General features: G+C 64.2%; 18 protein-coding genes. 12 read left to right on the top strand and 6 right to left on the bottom strand.

The features are described 5' to 3' along the window. Positions 1–102: 102 nt before the first annotated feature. A complete protein-coding gene (locus tag M3465_RS14065; RefSeq protein WP_249502410.1) occupies positions 103–3,522 on the bottom strand; it encodes an indolepyruvate ferredoxin oxidoreductase family protein in 3,420 nt (1,139 codons plus the stop codon). Between the two features lie 166 nt (positions 3,523–3,688). Between M3465_RS14065 and M3465_RS14060 the strand changes: the two genes are divergently transcribed. The 3 genes from M3465_RS14060 to purL all read left to right on the top strand — a co-directional run bounded on the left by M3465_RS14060 (position 3,689) and on the right by purL (position 7,426). Beyond that, positions 3,689–4,606, top strand: a complete 918-nt coding sequence (locus M3465_RS14060; protein ID WP_249502409.1) for a LysR family transcriptional regulator — start codon at positions 3,689–3,691, stop codon at positions 4,604–4,606. A 192-nt stretch (positions 4,607–4,798) separates the two neighbouring features. Further along, on the top strand, positions 4,799–5,197 hold the full coding sequence (locus M3465_RS14055) for a YbaN family protein (RefSeq protein ID WP_249502408.1): 399 nt from the start codon (positions 4,799–4,801) through the stop codon (positions 5,195–5,197). Between the two features lie 69 nt (positions 5,198–5,266). Next, positions 5,267–7,426 carry a phosphoribosylformylglycinamidine synthase subunit PurL gene (purL, locus tag M3465_RS14050; protein WP_249502407.1) on the top strand — a complete coding sequence of 720 codons (2,160 nt, stop codon included), beginning with the start codon at positions 5,267–5,269 and terminating at the stop codon, positions 7,424–7,426. Positions 7,427–7,511: 85 nt separating this feature from the next. Here purL and M3465_RS14045 read toward each other — a convergent pair whose 3' ends face one another. Together M3465_RS14045 and M3465_RS14040 are read right to left on the bottom strand one after the other, a co-directional pair. Beyond that, complete coding sequence (locus tag M3465_RS14045; RefSeq protein ID WP_249502406.1) at positions 7,512–8,105, bottom strand: YeeE/YedE thiosulfate transporter family protein; 594 nt, start codon at positions 8,103–8,105, stop codon at positions 7,512–7,514. Positions 8,106–8,109: 4 nt separating this feature from the next. Next, the gene (locus tag M3465_RS14040) at positions 8,110–8,694 is read right to left on the bottom strand and encodes a YeeE/YedE thiosulfate transporter family protein (RefSeq protein ID WP_283255065.1); all 585 of its coding nucleotides are present in this window, start codon (positions 8,692–8,694) and stop codon (positions 8,110–8,112) included. A gap of 119 nt (positions 8,695–8,813) precedes the next feature. Between M3465_RS14040 and M3465_RS14035 the strand changes: the two genes are divergently transcribed. From M3465_RS14035 to M3465_RS14010, 6 genes are all read left to right on the top strand, one after another. Then, entirely contained in the window at positions 8,814–9,869 is a 1,056-nt protein-coding gene (locus M3465_RS14035; RefSeq protein ID WP_249502404.1) for a glycosyltransferase family 2 protein, read from the top strand. A gap of 116 nt (positions 9,870–9,985) precedes the next feature. Continuing rightward, on the top strand, positions 9,986–10,951 hold the full coding sequence (locus M3465_RS14030; RefSeq protein WP_249502403.1) for a phosphoadenosine phosphosulfate reductase: 966 nt from the start codon (positions 9,986–9,988) through the stop codon (positions 10,949–10,951). Between the two features lie 72 nt (positions 10,952–11,023). Next, entirely contained in the window at positions 11,024–12,064 is a 1,041-nt protein-coding gene (gene pyrC / locus M3465_RS14025; RefSeq protein WP_249502402.1) for a dihydroorotase, read from the top strand. A gap of 93 nt (positions 12,065–12,157) precedes the next feature. Continuing rightward, positions 12,158–12,559, top strand: coding sequence for a hypothetical protein (locus tag M3465_RS14020; RefSeq protein WP_249502401.1), 402 nt, complete (start codon positions 12,158–12,160; stop codon positions 12,557–12,559). An 80-nt stretch (positions 12,560–12,639) separates the two neighbouring features. Beyond that, on the top strand, positions 12,640–13,314 hold the full coding sequence (locus M3465_RS14015) for an orotate phosphoribosyltransferase (protein ID WP_249502400.1): 675 nt from the start codon (positions 12,640–12,642) through the stop codon (positions 13,312–13,314). Positions 13,315–13,537: 223 nt separating this feature from the next. Continuing rightward, positions 13,538–15,028 carry a replicative DNA helicase gene (locus M3465_RS14010; protein ID WP_249502399.1) on the top strand — a complete coding sequence of 497 codons (1,491 nt, stop codon included), beginning with the start codon at positions 13,538–13,540 and terminating at the stop codon, positions 15,026–15,028. On the opposite strand, the gene cobC is transcribed toward M3465_RS14010, so the two are convergent. From cobC to cobT, 3 genes are read right to left on the bottom strand one after another with little or no spacing between them, the layout of a single operon-like run. Beyond that, entirely contained in the window at positions 15,029–15,535 is a 507-nt protein-coding gene (gene cobC / locus M3465_RS14005; RefSeq protein ID WP_249502398.1) for an alpha-ribazole phosphatase family protein, read from the bottom strand. It lies immediately after the preceding gene. Beyond that, positions 15,526–16,290: an adenosylcobinamide-GDP ribazoletransferase gene (gene cobS, locus M3465_RS14000; RefSeq protein ID WP_249502397.1), complete on the bottom strand. Its 765-nt coding sequence runs from the start codon at positions 16,288–16,290 to the stop codon at positions 15,526–15,528. The genes cobC and cobS overlap by 10 nt, the downstream gene beginning before the upstream one ends. Then, positions 16,287–17,312 (bottom strand): nicotinate-nucleotide--dimethylbenzimidazole phosphoribosyltransferase, encoded by a 1,026-nt coding sequence (gene cobT / locus M3465_RS13995; RefSeq protein ID WP_249502396.1) that lies wholly within the window; start codon positions 17,310–17,312, stop codon positions 16,287–16,289. The genes cobS and cobT overlap by 4 nt, the downstream gene beginning before the upstream one ends. 87 nt (positions 17,313–17,399) lie before the next feature. Between cobT and alr the strand changes: the two genes are divergently transcribed. From alr to M3465_RS13980, 3 genes are all read left to right on the top strand, one after another. After that, positions 17,400–18,437 carry an alanine racemase gene (alr, locus tag M3465_RS13990; RefSeq protein ID WP_249502395.1) on the top strand — a complete coding sequence of 346 codons (1,038 nt, stop codon included), beginning with the start codon at positions 17,400–17,402 and terminating at the stop codon, positions 18,435–18,437. 14 nt (positions 18,438–18,451) lie between these two features. Then, complete coding sequence (locus M3465_RS13985; protein ID WP_249502394.1) at positions 18,452–18,838, top strand: hypothetical protein; 387 nt, start codon at positions 18,452–18,454, stop codon at positions 18,836–18,838. Between the two features lie 167 nt (positions 18,839–19,005). Then, the gene (locus M3465_RS13980) at positions 19,006–19,857 is read left to right on the top strand and encodes a DNA repair protein (protein ID WP_249502393.1); all 852 of its coding nucleotides are present in this window, start codon (positions 19,006–19,008) and stop codon (positions 19,855–19,857) included. Positions 19,858–19,908: the final 51 nt, after the last annotated feature.

Raw genomic sequence — 19,908 nt, 5'->3', positions numbered from 1 at the left:
CGGGGAGAATCCATTGCCCGGGCCGATCTTTTCCTTCGCGGTAGAAGCATTGGACGCGATTTTCGAAATTGTTTGCGCAGGCTGTTGCGAGTGCCCTCGCACTTACTCCGCCGCGCGGCTCAATCCCGCGCCGCCGCTTTGCAGGACGGCCAAGAGTTCCTCGCGCCGCTTCTCGGCCCTTGCGGCGTTGGCCTGTTTCACCGGGCCGAATCCCTTGATCTGCAGCGGCAATTCGGCGAGCGCGACAAGCGCGTCCATTGTCTCGGGCCGCACTTTCGGCAGCCATTCGGAGAAGTCTGCCTCGTATTGCCGGATCAGCGCGCGTTCCATGCGCCGCTCTTCTGTCCGCCCGAACGGATCGAAGGGCGTGCCACGCAGCGCCTTGAGGCGCGCGAGGATACCGAAGCCGGTCAGCATCCTTTCGCCATAAGCCTTCTTGAGAGGCCGACCGTCCGGGCCGTCCTCGCTGAAGATCGGCGGCGCGAGATGGAAGGTCATGCGGAAATCGCCACCGAACTCGGCGCGGGCCTTGTCGCGCGTTTCGAGATGCAGGCGCGCGACCTCGTATTCGTCCTTGTAAGCCAGCAGCTTGTGATAGCCCTTGGCGATCGCCTCTTTGAGGCGCGGATCGTCGGCCTCGTTCACCAGCTTCAGATAGCGCCCGGCATATCGTTTCGACTGGTATGCCGCGAGATGATCGGCCCGGAAGGCGATCTTCTCGTCCAGCGTCTTCGGCAGGGCGATCACATCCGGCTCGGCCAAGCGCGCGGCCTCTTCGGGATGCAGCACTGCCCAGCGGCCGATTTCGAAGGCACGCAGGTTCTTCTCGGCCGCTGCGCCGTTCAACTCCACCGCCTGCCGGATCGCGCCCATGCTCAGTGGCACCAGCCCGCGCTGCCACGCTGCGCCGAGGATCATCATGTTGGAAAAAATCGTATCGCCCAGCGTCGCCTTCGCCAGATCGGAGGCATCGAAGAAATCCACACGCTCCTTGAGCCGCGCTTCAAGAGTCAGGCGCAACCGCTCGCTTGGCAACGCGAATTCGGTGTTGCGGGTGAAATCGCCGGTGATGATCTCGTGGCTGTTCACCACGCCGCCCGTTCGCCCGGCCTTCATCAGACCCAGCGTCTTGGCCCCGGCACTGACCACCAGATCGCCGCCGATCAGCGTGTCCATCTCGCCCGTCGCCACGCGGATCGCGCTGATGTCCTCGGGGCGGTTGGCCAGACGCAGATGGATATGCACCGCGCCGCCCTTTTGGGCGAGGCCCGCCATCTCCATCATGCCCGCACCCTTGCCGTCGATCTGCGCCGCCTGCGCCAGCACCGCGCCGATGGTGACAACGCCGGTGCCGCCGACGCCGGTGATGACGATGTTCCACGTCCCGTCAATCTGCGGCAGTTCGGGGTCCGGCAGGTCGGGCAAGGTCAGATCCGTGGTCGCCCCTTTCTTCACCTGCGCCCCTTCGAGCGTGACGAAAGACGGGCAGAACCCCTTGAGGCAGGAAAAATCCTTGTTGCAGGACGACTGGTCAATCGCGCGTTTGCGGCCGAGTTCGGTTTCCTTCGGCACGATGGACACACAGTTCGATTGCACCCCGCAATCGCCGCAGCCTTCGCAGACTTCGGTGTTGATGAACACGCGCTTGTCGGGGTCGGGAAACTGCCCGCGCTTGCGGCGGCGGCGCTTTTCGGCGGCGCAGGTCTGGATGTAGATGATCGCGCTGACGCCTGTCGTGTTTGCAAACTTCTCCTGCACGGTTTGCAAATCTGCGCGCTCTTTCATTTCAATGCCTTGCGGGAAGGCTTTGAAGTCCACGTCCTCTTTCTCGTCATAGACCACCGCGATATGCGGCACGCCCATCGCCTTGAGTTCGGCGGCGATCTGCTGGGGCGAAAGCCCGCCCTCGTTCTTCTGGCCGCCGGTCATGGCGACGGCATCGTTGTAGAGGATCTTGTAGGTGATCGTTGTGCCCGCAGCCAGCGCCGCGCGGATCGCTTGCACGCCGGAATGGTTGTAGGTCCCGTCGCCAAGGTTCTGAAACACATGCGGTCTTTTGGAAAACAGCGACTCCCCGATCCAGTTCGCACCCTCCGCACCCATATGCGTAAAGCCCACGGTCTCGCGGTCCATCCACTGCACCATGTAGTGACAGCCGATCCCGGCATAGCCTCGGCTGCCCTCGGGCAGCTTGGTCGAGCTGTTGTGCGGGCAGCCTGAACAGAAATAGGGCAGACGCGCCGCGATCTCTACGGCATTGTCAGCTTTCTTTGCATCTTCAATGGCTTGCAGTCCGGCCTTGATGCGATCCGTGTTGCGACCTTCCTCGATGAGGATGCCGCCCAGCTTTTCGGCGATCATCACCGGATCGAGCGCGCCGCGCGTCGGGAACAACTCGTCCCGGTGCATGCCGCCCGCGCCGCCCTTGTACCAGCCATAGACGCGCCGCCCGCGCCGGTCGTCGAAGATAGCTTCCTTGATCTGCACCTCAATCAGCTTGCGCTTTTCCTCGACCACGACGATGAGTTCCAGCCCCTCGGCCCAATCGTGAAAACCCTCCATGTCGAGCGGCCAGGTCTGGCCCACCTTGTAGGTCGTGATCCCGAGCCGCTCGGCCTCATCGGCATCGATACCCAGAAGGTTGAGCGCGTGGACCAGATCGAGCCAGTTCTTGCCCGCCGCGACGAAGCCGATCTTCGCGCCGGGTTTGCCCCAGACCCGCTTGTCCATCTTGTTGGCGTGCGAAAACGCCTCTGCCGCAAAGCGTTTGTAGTCGATCATCCGCGCTTCCTGCGCGTGCGGCGTGTCGCCGAGGCGGATGTTCAACCCGCCCTCGGGCATGTCGAATTGCGGCAGCGCGAAAGACATGCGGTCCGGCCGCCCATCGACCACCGCCGTCGCCTCGACCGTGTCCTTCATCGTCTTCAGCCCGACCCAAAGCCCCGAAAACCGCGATAGCGCAAAGCCGTAAAGCCCGTAATCCAGCACCTCCTGCACCCCGGCGGGCGAGACCACCGGCATATAGGCATCCACCATCGCCCATTCGGACTGGTGCAGCACCGTCGAGCTTTCGCCCGTATGATCGTCCCCCATCGCCATCAGCACGCCGCCATGTTTCGACGTGCCGGCCATGTTGGCATGGCGCATCGCATCGCCCGAGCGGTCCACACCCGGACCCTTGCCATACCAAAGGCCAAAGACACCATCATGCGTGCCCTCGCCCCGCAACTCGGCCTGCTGCGCGCCCCAAAGCGCGGTCACGGCAAGATCCTCGTTCAGCCCTTCCTTGAAGGTCACATCGGCAGCCTTGAGAAACCGTGCCGCCTTGTTCATCTGCAAATCCACCGCCCCCAGGGGCGAGCCGCGATAGCCGGTGACATAGCCTGCCGTGTTCAGCCCCGCCGCCAGATCGCGTGCCTTCTGCATCAGCATCAAACGCACCAGCGCCTGCGTGCCGTTCAGAAGAACCGGCGATTTCGTCAGATCGAACCGGTCGTTCAGTGAAATATCGGCCTTGCTCATCACACGCCTCCCAACGCTGGACTTGGCTTCACCTTAACATAGATTTAGGTCACACAGACTGACCTTCATGGAAATTTTTTCGTGATAAATCAGGCATCCGAAAACTTCTCGTTCATAAATTCGGTTATGTCCTGTAAAGCGGTCGAAACGACGGAAAGCGAATGACATGGACTGGGATAAACTCAGAATCTTTCACGCGGTCGCCGATGCCGGCAGCCTGACCCATGCGGGGGATACGCTGCACCTGTCGCAATCGGCGGTTTCGCGGCAGATCCGCGCGCTGGAGGATTCGCTCAACACAGTCCTGTTTCACCGCCACGCGCGAGGGCTGATTCTCACCGAACAGGGCGAATTGCTCTTCGATGCCACGCGTTCGATGAACAAGCGCATCGATGCTGCCACCGCCCGAATCCGCGACAGCGAGGAAGAAGCGTTCGGCGAATTGCGCGTCACCACCACCACGGGGTTCGGTTCGCTCTGGCTGGCGCCGCGGCTCCCCAAGCTTTACGCCAAATATCCCAACCTCAATATCGACCTGATGCTGGAGGAGCGGGTGCTCGACCTGCCGATGCGCGAGGCCGATGTCGCCGTGCGCATGAAGGAGCCGAGCCAGGCCGATCTTATCCGCAAGAAGCTGATGACCATCCGCATGCGGCTTTACGCCTCGCCCGAATACCTCGCCGAACACGGCGCGCCGGACACCATCGAGGACATGCGGGCGCATCGCCTGATCTGTCAGAACCCGCGCGACTCGCAGGTCAGCGCGGGCATGATGCTGAACCAGCGGCTCTTGGCCAATGCCGATCTGACGCTGACGGTGAACAATTACTTTGGGGTCCTGCAAGCTGTGCGCTCCGGGCTCGGGATCGGCGTCCTTCCCGATTATATCCTGGCGGATTTTCCAACCATACAGCGCGTTCTGCCCGATCTGGAATCCATCGAAGTGCCTGTCTACCTCGCCTATCCCGAAGAGCTGCGGCAGTCCAAGCGTATCGCCGCGTTCCGCGATTTCGTGCAGGACGAGATCGTCGCCCATCGCCAGACGCGCCGGGCGCTCGAAGCCGAGCAGGGCGCGGATCTGTGACCCTTGCGCCGCACGCATAGCGGGATTGTGCCGAGCGGTGCGCCCTTTTCCTTGCCAACTTGCCTGCGCGTGCCATATTCGGATCATGTGAGACGGAACGCATTGGCGTTTCATCTTCATACCTCCCTGTTGGACTTCGGCCGAGCTTCTGCTCGGCCTTTTTTTTGACCCCAACCGCCCGATATTAAGCCGATGGACAAACGCAAGTATCCAAACCGCATCCGTTGGGCCTTGTTGGCGCGTCCTTTCTGGCTGACGCTGGGCGGGATCGCGCTGCTCCTCGGGATCATCGGAGCGTTCCTTCCCGTCATGCCCACGACCCCGCTGCTGATCGTCGCCGCCTTCGCGTTCGGCAAGGGATCGCCGCGCATTCGGGCCTGGATCATCGATCATCCGCATTTCGGCCCGCCCGTCGTCGCATGGGAAGAACGCGGCGCGATCGCGCGGCGGCACAAGATCATCGCCACCTCGATGATGGGCATCACCTTTGCCGGAAGCGTGCTGTTCGGCCTGCCGCTCTATGTGCTCGCGATCCAGGCAGTGTGCCTCGGCGGTGCGGCGCTGTTCGTGCTTACGCGCCCCGATGCATGAGTTCGCATTGTCCTGCCCGGCGCCTTGTCCTAAAGAGCGCATAACATGCAGCCACCGACAGGATGCCAGATGCAAGAGCCCGCCATCACCGAAGATCTGATCGCCGCGCATGGCATCAATTCCGACGAATACGCCGAGATCCTGCGCATCCTGAACCGCGAGCCGACCTTCACGGAACTCGGCATCTTCTCGGCGATGTGGAACGAGCATTGCTCCTACAAATCCTCGAAAATCCACCTCAAGACGCTGCCGACCACCGGCCCGCAGGTCATCTGCGGCCCCGGCGAAAATGCGGGCGTCGTGGATATCGGCGACGGTCAGGCGGTGGTTTTCAAGATGGAGAGCCACAATCACCCATCCTATATCGAGCCCTACCAGGGCGCGGCCACCGGCGTGGGCGGTATCCTGCGCGACGTGTTCACCATGGGCGCACGCCCCATCGCGGCAATGAACGCGCTCAGCTTCGGCGAAAAGGACCACCCCAAGACGCGCCAGCTCGTGCATGGCGTGGTCGAGGGGATCGGCGGCTACGGCAACTGCTTCGGCGTGCCCACCGTGGGCGGCGAAGTGCGGTTCCATCCGGCCTATAACGGCAATTGCCTCGTCAACGCCTTTGCCGCCGGTCTGGCCGATGCCGACAAGATCTTCTATTCGGCGGCCTCGGGCGTCGGACGCCCTGTGGTTTACCTCGGTGCCAAGACCGGCCGCGACGGTGTCGGCGGCGCGTCGATGGCCAGTGCCGAGTTCGATGACAGCATCGAGGAAAAGCGCCCGACCGTGCAGGTCGGCGATCCCTTCACCGAAAAGCGCCTGATGGAGGCGTGTCTAGAACTGATGCAAACCGGCGCGGTCATTTCGATTCAGGACATGGGCGCGGCGGGCCTCACCTGCTCGGCGGTCGAGATGGGCGACAAGGGCAAGCTGGGCATCCGGCTCGACCTCGAAAAGGTGCCGCAGCGCGAAGAGGCCATGACGGCCTACGAGATGATGCTCTCGGAAAGCCAGGAGCGTATGCTCATGGTGCTCGATCCCGCCAAGGAGGCCGAGGCCCGCGCGGTGTTCGACAAATGGGATCTCGATTTCGCCATTGTCGGCGAGACCATCGACGAGGATCGCTTTCTCATCGTCCATAACGGCGAGACGAAAGCCGATATGCCGCTCTCCCGCCTCGCCTCCTCGGCCCCCGAATACAACCGCCCGTGGGAGGAGACCGAACCGGCCGCGCCGCTCGACGACGTGCCGCAGGTCGATCCCATCGATGCGCTCCGTGCGCTGATCTGCAGCCCCAATTACTGCGCCCGCAATTGGGTGTTCGAGCAATATGACACGATGGTCATGGCCGACACGGTGCAAGGCCCCGGCTGGGGCGCGGGCGTGATCCGCGTGCACGGCACGGACACGATGCTCGCCTTCACATCGGACGTGACCCCGCGCTACGTTCGGGCGAACCCCGTTGAGGGCGGCAAGCAGGCGGTGGCCGAAGCCTATCGCAACCTGTGCGCAGTTGGTGCGAAACCACTGGCGAGCACCGACAACCTCAATTTCGGCAATCCTGAAAAACCGCAGATCATGGGCCAGTTCGTCGGCGCGATCCGGGGTATCGGTGAAGCCTGTTCGGCGCTCGACATGCCGATCGTATCGGGCAACGTCTCGCTCTATAACGAAACCGACGGTCAGGCGATCCTGCCCACCCCCACCATCGGCGCAGTGGGCCTCATCGCCGCCGGCGAAGAGCCGATCCTCGGCCGCGCGCGCGAGGGGCATGTGGCGCTGGTCATCGGCGAAACGCAGGGCCATCTGGGCCAGTCCGCGCTGCTCTACGAGGTCTTCAACCGCGAGGATGGCGATGCGCCCGCGGTCGATCTCCAGGCAGAGCGCCGCAACGGCGCGTTCATCCGCGACAACCGCGATCTCATCAAGGCCTGCACCGATCTCTCCGATGGCGGGCTGGCGCTCGCCGCCTTCGAGATGGCCGAGGCCTCCGGCACTGGCGTGCTTATCGACGAGACCGACCAGGCACGGCTTTTCGGCGAGGATCAGGGCCGCTATCTCGTCGCCTGCAATTTCGATCAGGCCGAAGCGCTGATGATCGCCGCCGGGCAGGCCGATGTACCGGTCCAGAGCGTCGGTCGCTTCACCGGCGACAAGGTCCGCATCGGCAACTCCGAAGGCGGTCTCGCCGATCTTTCAGCACTTTATCGCGGCGCTTTCGCCGATCATTTCGCGTAACCGCGGTTTGCAAACCGCTTGCCGCCCGCAAAAAACGCCCCGGATCGCTCCGGGGCGTTTTCCTGTGTTCGGCCGAAAGATGCGGTTACTCGGCCGGAACCTCAGCCCCTTCGCCGCCCCCGACAAGACTGTCCGGCAGCACGAAGGCGACCAACACGAAGACCGCGCCCAGCGCGATGCCCAGAAGATCGCCGGAAATCGCCGTCAGCCCGTCATAGCCGCTGCCGGGCACCGTCCCGAGCGTGACCTTGCCGCCGGCCACATCGTCCAGCATCCCGCTGGCCTTCCAGGCCGGATAGGTCGCCATGTAGGTAGCGGCGCCAAGCAGCCCGCCCGCGATGAAGAACAGCGCATCCTTGCGCCCCGCCGCCGCGGCAGCGACCCCGGTGCCGGGGCAATAGCCCGACGCCGCCCAGCCCGCACCCAGAAGCAGCCCGCCGATGAAGACCCCGATATAAGCTGCCTTCACCGACATGTGGCCGACATCGACAAGGCCGATCATCTGGCCGCCGAACATCAGGATCGAGCCGGTTCCGATGGCCAGAAGGATTGTCTTCATCAGGTGCAGCCGCCGCAGCGTGAGCATCCCGACGATCCAGTTTGGGCTCGTCGCCCCGATCCGGTCGAGCACGGCGCCGAAGGCTGCGCCGATCACGATGGCAAGAAGAATGGATGTCATTGGTTCAGCCCCTCTTATACATCAGCATGGCGGTAGGAATGGCCGCCGCGAAAGCGCCCAGCGCGAAAATGTAGCCCGAAAGCGACGTCTGCATCATGCCCGACATCATGTGCCCCGAGGTGCATCCGCCCGCGAGCCGTGCGCCGTAAAGCACAATGAACCCGCCAAGGAAGGCCACGCCATAGCGCTTCCAGGGCGTGTCGCCGAAATTGGCCCGCCAGATCGCCGGCGCGGCCCGTTCCAGCTTGTCGATCCCGCCGCGCAGCCGCGAGGACAGGAACGCTCCCAGCGCCATGGCAAGCACGAAGACGAAGCTGTAATTCAGCGGATTGGACGCGTTGGCCGCGTATTTTCCGCCGGATTTGGCCATATAGGCATTGGTCGAGGTGTAGCCCTCTTCGGTCTGAGTGATGAAACCGGGATTGACGGCATCCGCGATGATCCCGTCGAGAATGACGAACTGCGTCGACACCCCGATCGGCTTGACGAGCAGCACGGCGGCAAAGAACACCGTTCCCAGCAGCAGCCCGCCGATTTTCCAGTTGAGTGTCATGCGACGCTCCTTCTTGATATATTCTGAGTCTCGCATGTATTTATATTCGAAAGACCGAATACGTCAAGTCCGGCCCGCGCCGCAGACGTGGCGGAATTGACCTTGCACCGCGTGTCTGACAGGCTCGCGCCCACCATTCCGGCCCGGAGCCTTTCGTGACCATCACCGCCGTTCTGTGCATCCGCAACGAGGCCGCGTTCCTGCTCGATTGGTTGGCATGGCACCGCGCGATGGGCGTGACGGATTTCGTCGTTGTCTCGAACGAATGCACAGATGGCAGCGACGCGATGCTCGACCGGCTCGCGGCACTGGGATGGCTGGAGCATATTCGCAACGCGCCGCCCTATGGCAAGGGGGGCGTGCAGTTCAGCGGGCTCAAGCTTGCCGCGAAAGCCGATGCCGTGCGCCGCGCCGACTGGCTGGTCACGCTCGATATCGACGAATTTGCGAACGTCCATGTCGCTGGCCGCACCCTGCCCGCCCTGATCGACGCGCTTCCAGAGGCGACGGCGATCACCCTGACATGGCGCAATTTCGGCAATGCCGGCGTCATCGCCTATGAGGATCGCCCCGTGCCGCTGCAGTTCATCCACGCTGCGCCGCGCATCCTGCGCTGGCCCTGGCGCGCGGCGATGTTCAAGACGCTCTATCGCAATGACCGGACCTATCGAAATCTCGGCATCCACCGGCCCCGCAACCCGGTCGCCGCGCGGCTTGCCGATGCGCGCTGGTTCGACGGATCGGGCCGCGCGCTGGGGCCGGAGATGGCGACGGGGCGCGTTTTTTCGGACTACCGCCAAAACCAGCACGCGCTCGTTCAGCTCAACCATTACCCGCTCGGCGCGGTGGAAAGCTATGTGCTCAAATCCGACCGCGGGCGCGGGGTTCATGCCAAGGACACGCTCGGTCTCGACTACTGGATCGAGCGCAACCTGAATATCGAAGAGGACCGCACGGCCCTGCCGCTCTGGGATCGCGCCGCGCCGATCCGCGATGCGCTTGCGCGCGATCCGGTGCTCGCCGATCTTCACGCCCGCGCCGTCGACTGGCGGAAGAACCGCTTTGCCGCGCTTCTGCTGAAGGATCGTTTCCGCGATCTTTACGGTCGCCTGATGATGGCCGCCCCGTCGCGCCCGGTGCCGGAGCAAACGGCGGATCTGCTCATCTCGCGCGCCCTGAAAGGCGCGGCCGATCCGCGCGAAACTTCATAGTCTTCGCGGCTTTTGGGCGCAATTCTGCCCGATTCCCCCGATAGTTTCCTTTCGAGAAAAAGACCTGCCGGAAGGAAACCGGGCAGCGGGCAAGACGTAGCGAGGATGCTTTGACGATGCAGGATACGACCCGGCCATATCATATATCTCTGACCGATCTGCGCCCCGCACAATGGATCGACGAGATGAGGGCATTGGGCGAAACTTTCGGCTTCTTCGAGCCGCTTGGCAAGCGCCACAACGCCACCTTCATCGAGGAAGGCGACACGCTGCTGGTCAGCTTCGAGTCGCTGCCCGCGATACAGGCGCTTTCGGAAGACGCGCGTCCCGACGGGTTCGATATCGCGCGGGAGAAGGGATGGTCTTGCCTGTCGGTGATTTCGATGCGCGATACATGGTTCCGCGACGGAGAGGTTTACGGCTTCTTCGACCAGCTTACCGATGACGGCTTTTTCGAGGATTTCGATCAGGTGATCTTCTACGGGGCCGGACCGTGCGGCTATGCCGCCTGCGCCTTTTCGGTTACCGCGCCCGGCGCCACGGTGATCGCGCTGGAGCCGCAGGCGACGCTCGATCCGCGCGTGACCGAATGGGACGACCGCTTTACCGAGATGCGCAAGCTCGATTTCACCGACCGATACGGTTTTGCCCCCGACATGCTCGAAGCGGCGGAGCGCGCGTATATCATCTACGATCCGCAGAAACCGCTCGACGCCATGCATTCGGCCCTGTTCGAGCGCGGCGGAATCACCAGGTTCCGCGCCCGCCATCTGGGCGGCGGGATGCAATCGCATCTGGCGCGGATGGGTGTTTTGAACGATCTTGTGCACAGCGCCTCCGCCGGCACGCTGGACGCGGCCCGGTTCGCCGCTCTCTACCGCAAACGGCGCGACCACGTCAGCTATTGCAAGCGCCTTTTCAGCGCCATCGACGAGACGGAGCGCCCCTACATGGCCGAAGCCGTCTGCGCCTATATCGTGGATCACTGGGGCGCACCGCGCTATCGGCGCAAGCTCAAGAAACTGCGCAATGCGCGCGACTGCCCGGACGACGACAGCGACGATGAAGAAGCCGCGTCGTAACCCCGCCTGACGTGCGGATGATCGGCGCATGCGTTCTGGCGTCGCCTCGCCCGCCATGCTAACGGCAAGCGCATGACCGACACGCTGACGCTTCGCACCCCCGATGATTGGCACCTGCATCTGCGCGATGGCGCCATGCTGCGCGCCGTGACGCCTGAAACCGCGCGCCATTTCGCCCGCGCCATCATCATGCCGAACCTCGTTCCGCCCGTGGTGACGGCTGCCGACGCGGCCGCCTATCGCGACCGGATCATGGCCGCCCTTCCCGAAGGCGCGCGGTTCCAGCCGCTGATGACGCTTTACCTGACCGAGCAGACGGACCCGGAGGATCTTGCCCGGGCGCATGAGAGCGGGCTGATCACGGCGGTCAAACTTTACCCCGCCGGGGCGACCACAAATTCGGCCAGCGGCGTCAGGGATTTCGACAAGGTGCGTCCGGTGCTGGAACGCATGGCCGAGATCGGCTGCCCGCTTTGCGTGCATGGAGAAGTCACCGACAGCGACATCGACATTTTCGACCGCGAGGCGGTCTTTATCGACCGCGTGCTCGATCCGATCCGCAAGGCAACGCCGGGATTGCGGGTGGTCATGGAACATATCACCACGATGCAGGGCGTCGAATACGCCTCCGATGGCGGACCCGATCTGGGCGCGACGATCACCACGCATCACCTCGTCATCAATCGCAACCACATCCTCGCTGGCGGGATCAAACCGCATTACTACTGCCTGCCCGTCGCAAAGCGGGAGGAACACCGCCTTGCGCTGCGCCGTGCCGCCACTTCCGGCGATCCGACATTCTTCCTCGGCACCGACAGCGCGCCGCATACCGACGCGAACAAGCTGCAGCCCTGCGGCTGCGCGGGATGTTTCACCGCGCCGAACACGCTCTCGATCCTCGCCCATGTGTTCGAGGAGGAAGGCGCGCTGGACAGGCTCGAAGCCTTCACCAGCCTGAACGGCCCGCGCTTTTACCGCCTGCCGGTCAACGAGGACCGCATCACCCTCACCAAGGGCGCGCCCGTGTCCTACGCCGAACGGATCGTCACCGAAGACGGGCCGGTCACGCTCTTCGATCCGGGCTTTCCGCTGCTCTGGCAGGTCCAGACATGAGCGCAGCGCGGCGGGTGAAGTTCGGCACACCGGCCCCGCGCCCTCACTGCTATCGCGGCGCGACGACATAAATTCCTATACAGGTGATCCCCTATGAAAGCTGCGCTTCGCAACCCGCTTCTCGCCCTGACCGCGCTGGGCATCGCCGGCTGCGCCACCCCGCGAGAGCAGTGCATCTCGCAGGCCAACGAGCAATACCGCACCGCCGAGGCCGCGCTCGCCACGGCGCAGACGAATATCGCGCGCGGCTATGCGCTGCATTCGCAAAGCGTGCCCTACACCGTTCAGAACACCTGCTATCGCGACGATCCGAATTCGGATGTGATGATCCCCTATTCCTGCCCATCCACCCAGTACCGCACCGAAACCACGCCGGTGCCGATCGACGCCGCGAACGAGCGGCAGAAGGTGGCCGAATACCGCAAGATCCTGCCGCAGCTGCGCCGTCAGGCGGCGGCTGGTGTACAAAGCTGCATCGCGCAATATCCCGAATGAGCTTGCAGCGGCGCGGTCCCGCCGCGCTTTCCCTCCGGCGCGAAACCGTCTAGAGCGGGCGAAAACAGCCGGAGCCTGCCATGATCCCGACCTCCTACCCGCCTGCCGAAGAAATCGCCCGCCTGACCGCGCGGATGCTGCTCGAGATCGGGGCAGTGAATTTCCGGCCGCAGGAGCCGTTCACCCTCGCTTCCGGCCTGCCCAGCCCGACCTATATCGACTGCCGCAAGCTGATCTCGCACCCGCGCATCCGCGCCACGCTGATGGATTTCCTGACCGTCACGGTCATGCGGAATGCAGGCTTCGAGGCCTTCGACAACATCGCCGGCGGCGAGACGGCGGGCATCCCCTTCGCCGCTCTGGTCGCCGAACGCATGGCCCTGCCCATGACCTATGTGCGCAAGAAGCCCAAGGGCTATGGCCGCAACGCACGGATCGAGGGCGACATGAGCGAGGGCCAGCGCGTGCTGCTGGTCGAGGATCTGACCACGGATGGCGGCTCCAAACTGTCCTTCGTCGACGCCATCCGCAAAACCGGCGCGAGTTGCGCGCATACGGCCGTGATCTTCTATTACGACATCTTCCCCGAAACCGAAAAGACGCTCGGCGATCACGGCGTGAGCCTGCATCACCTGTGCACATGGTGGGACGTTCTGGCCGAGGCGAAGGCGCAGGCGGCCTTCGATTCGCAGACCCTGCGCGAGGTCGAGGACTTCCTCAACGATCCTCGCGCGTGGCAGGACGCGCGCCGCTAAAAACCGTTTGGATGCGCAAAATGTCGCGCGTATGAATGGCTGTTTCCCGCGTGTCGCGGGGAACACAGGCTTGGCGGGATCTCACAAGATATCGGCGGCGCGGGTGAAACTGACGCAACATGAGCCATGAAATTCGTGCTATGGCCTTATCCACAGGTTATACATTTTGCTTTGACGCCCGGAATTGGGTAGGTCCGTCACCGGGATCAGCATGAGGCAGGCAATGAACGAGATCACCGCATTCAATCCGACCGGCGCGGAGATTCAGAACCCCGAAACCATGCCCCATTCCGTCGAGGCCGAGCAGCAGCTTCTGGGCGCGATCCTGACCAATAACGACATTTTCGACCGCGTCGCATCGATCATCGGGCCGCAGCATTTCTACGATCCCGTCCACGCGCGCATCTTCGATATCGTCTCCGCCCGCATTGCCAAGAACAACCTTGCCTCACCCGTCACGCTCAAGGCCTTCATGGAGGATGACGAGGGGCTGAAGGAACTCGGCGGGCCGGCCTATCTCGCGCGGCTGGCGGGCGCCGCGATTTCCTCCTTCGCGGTGCGCGACTATGCGCAGATGATCTACGATCTTGCCGTGCGCCGCGACCTGATCGCGCTGGGCCGCGACATTTCCAGCAAGGCCGCCAAGGTCGATGTCGCCTCCGAGCCGCGCGAGCAGATTGTGGAGGCCGAACAGGCGCTCTACAAGCTGGCCGAACAGGGCCGCAGCGAAAGCGGCTTTCAGAGTTTCCTCAAGGCGGTCACCGACGCGGTCAACGTCGCCAACGCCGCCTATCAACGCGAGGGCGGGCTTGCGGGCATTTCCACCGGCCTGACCGATATGGACCGCAAGCTGGGCGGTTTGCACCCGTCCGACCTGCTCATCCTCGCCGGGCGTCCGTCGATGGGGAAAACCTCGCTTGCCACCAACATCGCGTTCAACATCGCCAAGGCCTATCGCAGGGGCATTCGCCCGGATGGCACCGAGGGCACGGTCGAAGGCGGCGTTGTCGGCTTCTATTCGCTGGAGATGAGCGCCGAGCAGCTGGCCGCGCGGATTCTGTCGGAAGCCTCCGAGGTGCCGTCGGAACAGATCCGGCGCGGCGACATGACCGAAGCCGAGTTCCGCCGTTTCGTCGATGCCGCCAAATCGCTCGAAGCCTGCCCGCTTTATATCGACGACACGCCCGCCCTGCCGATTAGCCAGCTTGCCGCACGCGCGCGGCGGCTCAAGCGGACGCATGGGCTCGATGTGCTGATGGTGGACTATCTGCAACTCGTCCGCCCCGCGTCGGCCAAGGACAGCCGCGTCAACGAGGTCTCCGAGATCACGCAAGGCCTCAAGGCGATCGCCAAGGAGCTCGATATCCCGGTGATCGCCCTGTCACAGCTTAGCCGTCAGGTCGAAAGCCGCGAGGACAAGCGCCCGCAACTGTCGGACCTGCGCGAATCCGGTTCCATCGAACAGGATGCCGACGTGGTGATGTTCGTGTTCCGCGAGGAATACTACAAGGAACGCGAGAAACCGGGCGATCATGAGCTGGAAAAGATGGCCGCATGGCAGGACGAGATGGAGCGCCTGCATGGCAAAGCCGAGGTCATCATCGGCAAGCAGCGCCACGGCCCTATCGGCACGGTCGAGCTGAGCTTCGAGGGCCGCTTTACCCGTTTCGGCAACCTCATCAAGCCGTGGCAGCAGGGCGCGGAGGAGATGTGATCAGGGCAGCCTGACCATCCCGCCGAAGGGCGTTTGCGTCTGCCAGCCATCCGCCACGCCCAGAATGGCGCAGGCCGCCTTGATGCAACCGGCATGTGTGACGACCAGCGCACCCTCCGGCGTCGCCTCCAGCGCGGCGCAGATCCGGCGCTCCAGCATCGCGACACTCTCGCCGCCATGGCCCGCGAAATCGTGGAAATCATCGGCCCAGGCATCCAGCTCATGGCGCGGGATCGCGTCCCAGGGCGTCCCTTCCCAGGCTCCGAAATCCATCTCGATCCAATCGCTTGCGCGTATCGGCTCAAGAGACAGATGCGCGCCGATATGCTCGGCAAGCCTGCGGCAGCGAGCCAGAGGCGAGGTCAGAAGATGCGAGGGCTTGGCGATGGCGCGCAGCACCGCTTCCGCGTCGCGCTCGAAACTCTCCGCCAGCGCAAGATCGGTGCGCCCGTAACAGGTGCCGCGCGCAACCTCCGGCGCGGTGTGCCGCAGCAGCGTCAGAGCCACGCCGCCAGCCCCAGATAGAACCCCAGTTCCGCCAATTGCTGCACCGCGCCGAGGCAATCGCCGGTATAGCCGCCCAGCTTGCGCAGGAAGATCCGGCGAAAGCCCAGAACCGCCAAAGCGCCCACCGCCAGCGCGGTGAGGGTCGCACCGAACCCGAACCAGAGCAGCGCGAAAAGACCCGGCAGCGCGCTCGCCAGAAGCGCGAAACGAAAGCCGCCCCGCGACACCGTCGGCGCCACGAATTTCGCGCCGGTTTCGCGGGCATAGTCATGCGTGGCGATGATCGTCACCGTGGCCATGCGGCTCAGCATATGCCCGGCGATCAGCGCAGCGGCGGCCCCGCCCGGCGTCATCGCCGCAAGCACAGCGACTTTCAGCGCCAGAACCAGCCCCAGCGTCCCCGTGCCATAGGTGCCGATCCGGCTGTCGCGCATGATCTCGAGCGCGCGCTCGCGGGTCAGCCCGCCGCCCAGCCCGTCGGCGGCATCGGCCAGCCCGTCCTCGTGAAACGCGCCGGTGATCAGGATCGTCGCCGCCACCGACAAGAGCACCGCAACGCCCATCGTCCAGACCTGCGCCGCCCCGTACAGCACGAGGGCGCCAACCGTACCGATCAGCCCGCCGACCAAAGGATAATACCGCGTCGCGCGGATCAGCAGCGCATTCGAAAACGGCAGATCGCGCGGCACGGGTAGGCGGGTCAGGAACTGCACCGCGAGCAGGAAAACCTGCCATTCGCTTGCCCGCGCACTCATGCCTTGCCCGACACGCCGGCACTTTCAAAACTCGCCATGTCGTTCAGCATCGCGGCGGCGGATTTGACGACCGGCCAAACCAGCACCGCGCCGGTGCCCTCGCCCAGCCGCAGGTTCAGATCGAGCAGCGGCTCGGCGTCCAGCGCTTCGAGAATCGCATCATGGCCCGGCTCTGCCGATCTGTGCGCGAACACCATCGCGCCGCGCGCCTCGGGCGTCATGCGCACGGCAATGAGCGCGGCGGCGCCGGCGATGAAGCCGTCCACGAGAACGAGCCGCCCGGCATCTGCGGCGCCCTGCATCGCGCCGGCGATCATGGCGATCTCGAACCCGCCATATTCGGCCAGCACCTCCGCCGGATCGCGCAGTGCCGGGCAGCGTGCCGCCGCTTCGCGCAACAGCGCCTGCTTGCGCCTCAGACCCTCATCGTCCAGCCCCGTGCCGCGCCCCGTCAGATCATCGATATCGCGCCCGGTGAGCTTATGCGCGATCAGCGTGGCCGAAGAGGTGTTGCCGATCCCCATCTCGCCGAAAGCGACCGCATCGACCGCCCCGTCCTGCCCTAGCTCGCAGCCGATCCCGAGCGCCGTGTCGCGCTGCGCCGTGCTCATCGCAGGGCCTGCCCGGAAATCGGCCGTGCCTTCCGCGATCGGGTGGTCGAGCACGCCGGGCAGATCGAACGGCCCGCCCAGAACGCCCGCGTTGACCACGCGCAGATCCACCCCGGCGACGGCGCAAAACACATTGGCCGCCGCCCCGCCGGTTGCGAAGTTGAGCACCATCTGCCGCGTCACCTCTGCCGGATAGGCGGACACCCCGCTCCGCGCGATGCCGTGATCGGCCGCAAATATGGTCAGCGCGCAGCTTTGCATCCTTGGCGTCAATGTGCCTTTCACCCGCGCCACCTGCGCCGCCAGAGCCTCCATCCGGCCCAGCGCGCCAAGCGGTTTGGTCTTGCCGTCGATCTTTGCCGCCAGCGCGGCTTCGAAATTTCGATCCATCATGCCCGTCGCCTTAGCCATGCCGCGCCTGCGTCACAATGGCAAATTCGTAGCGCAGGCGCGGCTTTATCGCTTGACCCGCCGCGCGTGGATGGCGATGAGCCGCATATGGCACAGGCGCAACTCACAATCGATCTGGATGCGATCCGCGGCAACTGGCGCGCGCTCGCCGCGATGAACGCGGGCGAGACCGGCGCGGTGGTCAAGGCCGATGCCTACGGATTGGGCGCATCGCGCGTGGCACCGGCGCTTGCCGATGCCGGCGCGCGCACCTTCTTCGTCGCTCAGGCCGAGGAAGGCGCAAGCCTGCGCCACGCGCTCGGCCCCGGCCCGCGCATCTGCGTCTATGGCGGGCATATGGAGGGCGATGCCGCGCTGCTGCGCGATGCCGATCTGGTGCCGATGCTCAATTCCATCGACCAGATGCTTCGCCATGTCGAGGCGTTGCCCGGCCATGCCTTCGGCATCCAGCTCGACAGCGGCATGAACCGGCTCGGCATGGAGCCTGCCGAATGGGCGGCCCTGCGCGATATCGCGCTGCGGCAAAGACCGGTGTTGGTGATGAGCCACTTGGCCTGCGCGGACGAACCCGGCCACGGCATGAACGAGTTTCAGCTGCGGACCTTCCGCCAGATGACCGACGGGATCGACGCGCCGCGCTCGCTTGCGGCCACGGGCGGCACGCTGCTCGGGGCAGAGTATCATTTCGAGATGACGCGCCCCGGTATCGGGCTTTATGGCGGGCTGCCTTTCGTTGACGCCGCGCCCGTGGCGGCGCTGACCGTGCCGGTCATACAGGTGCGCGACGTCGATCCGGGGGAATCGGTGGGCTATGGCAACGCCTGGGTCGCTCGCGTGCCGAGCCGGATCGCCACGATCTCGGCAGGCTATGCCGACGGGATCATACGCGCGATGGGACCGAAGGCTAATGTGTGGGCGAATGAAACGCGCTGCAGGATCGTCGGCCGCATCTCGATGGATCTGATCGGCATCGATGTCGGCGCGCTGCGCGAGGTGCCGGACAGGGTCGAACTGCTCGGACCGCATCAATCCATCGACGCCTTGGCCGACGCGGCGGGCACCATCGGCTATGAAATTCTCACCGCGCTTGGTGCGCGCTATCGCCGGCACTATATCGGCGGGTAACGCCGGAGCCCGCCATGACCTTCTTCGATCCCACGCCTGTCCTGCTGGCCTATATCTTCGTGCAGCGCTTCGTGTTTTTCGAGGTTCTGGCGCTGCTCGCGCTTCTGCGTCTGATCGGTGGGCGCGGCCCAGCGCGCGTTCCTGCGGCCCTGACATTGGCGCTGTGCCTCGCGGCGATCCTGACCATTCTCGCCCCAGCGCTGAACCTGCAATCGCTGCCGCTCTATCCGCAGATCGCGCGGCTTCTGGCGACGAGCGGCGGGACGGTGTTGCCGCTTATCGCGTCGGCGCTCTTTGCGACCAGCCTGCTTTTCCCCGGACGCCGGTGGCGCTGGATCGACTGGGCGCATGGCACGCTTCTTGCTGTATTTCTTGGCCTTTGGATTGCCACGCGGCTCTGACGCCTGTCGTCAATCGGCGCGAAACAATCCGCCTTCGCGGGCGGGATTGATGCCAAATTTCGCGAGCCGCGAAAAAAATCGTTAAAAAACAGTATGGGAAATTTTAGTATCGGCGTAAACTCGCCGATATTGTCTGTTTGCGAGATTTTTATTGGGGGATTTTAACAATGGCTCATCTGCGTTCAATTTCGGTTCTGGCAGTCTGGCTCATGCAACATCTGGCGCTTGTCCTGCTGGCCGCTCTGGCGCTCGGGCTGACCGGCTACACACTCGCCTGCCTGTTCGGCTATGCGCCCTGGCTGGAAATGACCGCAATATTTGGGGGCTACGCCTATCCTCAAGCCGGGCATGTTGTGCAGGGCGGCATCACCGCGCTGGCGCTTTCCCTGTGCTTCTTTCTGCCCGCGAACAGCCGGATCATGGCGCTGGAGACGTCGCATCGCCGGTTCCAGATCGCGATGGAGGATGTCGCCCGTGCCTACCGTCTGTCCCATGCCGCCGACCGCGAGGGCGTGTTCAACATGCGCTCCGAATTCGATTCGGTTCGCGAACGCATCGCCTTCTTGCGCGATCACCCCGATCTGGCCGAACTGGAACCGGCCGTTCTCGAGGTCGCCAGCCAGATGAGCCATGTCTCGCGCGAGCTTGCACAGACCTATTCGGACCGCAGCGTCGCCCGTGCGCGCGATTTCCTGATCCAGCGCCAGCAGGAAATCGAGGAGTTCAACGCAAGGCTCGCAGAGGCCAAGGCCACCGCCGCTGAAATGCGCGTCTGGGTGGACAAGGTCGAGATCGAGGAAAGCGTCGCGCGGGCGCAGCTTGAACGGCTTTGCGAGGAATTGTCGGAGATCCTTCCCGAACTTTACGCCGCCGAGCCGGTCGCGGAAGAGCCGACCGAAATCGTCACGCAAGCCCAGGTCGAGGTCTGGGACGATCCCGCGCACAACCCCGGTGCGACCTTTCCCGACGATTCCGACAATCGCATCGTTGCGCTTCTGGCGCGGCGCGCTGCCGAATAGGCACGCCCCGCCGGCTGCCGCTTGCAGCGCCCCGCAGCTTGCGCCACAAGC

This window comes from Marivita sp. GX14005, from assembly GCF_023370775.1.
In the GTDB taxonomy this organism is placed as follows: domain Bacteria; phylum Pseudomonadota; class Alphaproteobacteria; order Rhodobacterales; family Rhodobacteraceae; genus Marivita.
Note: the sequence above shows the minus strand (reverse complement) of the source record. Positions and strands in the feature narration are given on the sequence as shown.

Coding starts and splice junctions, on each gene's coding strand:
- M3465_RS14065 (WP_249502410.1), bottom strand. CDS start 3,522: ATGAGCAAGGCCGATATTTCACTGAACGACCGGTTCGATCTGACGAAA.
- M3465_RS14060 (WP_249502409.1), top strand. CDS start 3,689: ATGGACTGGGATAAACTCAGAATCTTTCACGCGGTCGCCGATGCCGGC.
- M3465_RS14055 (WP_249502408.1), top strand. CDS start 4,799: ATGGACAAACGCAAGTATCCAAACCGCATCCGTTGGGCCTTGTTGGCG.
- purL (WP_249502407.1), top strand. CDS start 5,267: ATGCAAGAGCCCGCCATCACCGAAGATCTGATCGCCGCGCATGGCATC.
- M3465_RS14045 (WP_249502406.1), bottom strand. CDS start 8,105: ATGACATCCATTCTTCTTGCCATCGTGATCGGCGCAGCCTTCGGCGCC.
- M3465_RS14040 (WP_283255065.1), bottom strand. CDS start 8,694: ATGCGAGACTCAGAATATATCAAGAAGGAGCGTCGCATGACACTCAAC.
- M3465_RS14030 (WP_249502403.1), top strand. CDS start 9,986: ATGCAGGATACGACCCGGCCATATCATATATCTCTGACCGATCTGCGC.
- pyrC (WP_249502402.1), top strand. CDS start 11,024: ATGACCGACACGCTGACGCTTCGCACCCCCGATGATTGGCACCTGCAT.
- M3465_RS14020 (WP_249502401.1), top strand. CDS start 12,158: ATGAAAGCTGCGCTTCGCAACCCGCTTCTCGCCCTGACCGCGCTGGGC.
- M3465_RS14015 (WP_249502400.1), top strand. CDS start 12,640: ATGATCCCGACCTCCTACCCGCCTGCCGAAGAAATCGCCCGCCTGACC.
- M3465_RS14010 (WP_249502399.1), top strand. CDS start 13,538: ATGAACGAGATCACCGCATTCAATCCGACCGGCGCGGAGATTCAGAAC.
- cobS (WP_249502397.1), bottom strand. CDS start 16,290: ATGAGTGCGCGGGCAAGCGAATGGCAGGTTTTCCTGCTCGCGGTGCAG.
- cobT (WP_249502396.1), bottom strand. CDS start 17,312: ATGGCTAAGGCGACGGGCATGATGGATCGAAATTTCGAAGCCGCGCTG.
- alr (WP_249502395.1), top strand. CDS start 17,400: ATGGCACAGGCGCAACTCACAATCGATCTGGATGCGATCCGCGGCAAC.
- M3465_RS13985 (WP_249502394.1), top strand. CDS start 18,452: ATGACCTTCTTCGATCCCACGCCTGTCCTGCTGGCCTATATCTTCGTG.
- M3465_RS13980 (WP_249502393.1), top strand. CDS start 19,006: ATGGCTCATCTGCGTTCAATTTCGGTTCTGGCAGTCTGGCTCATGCAA.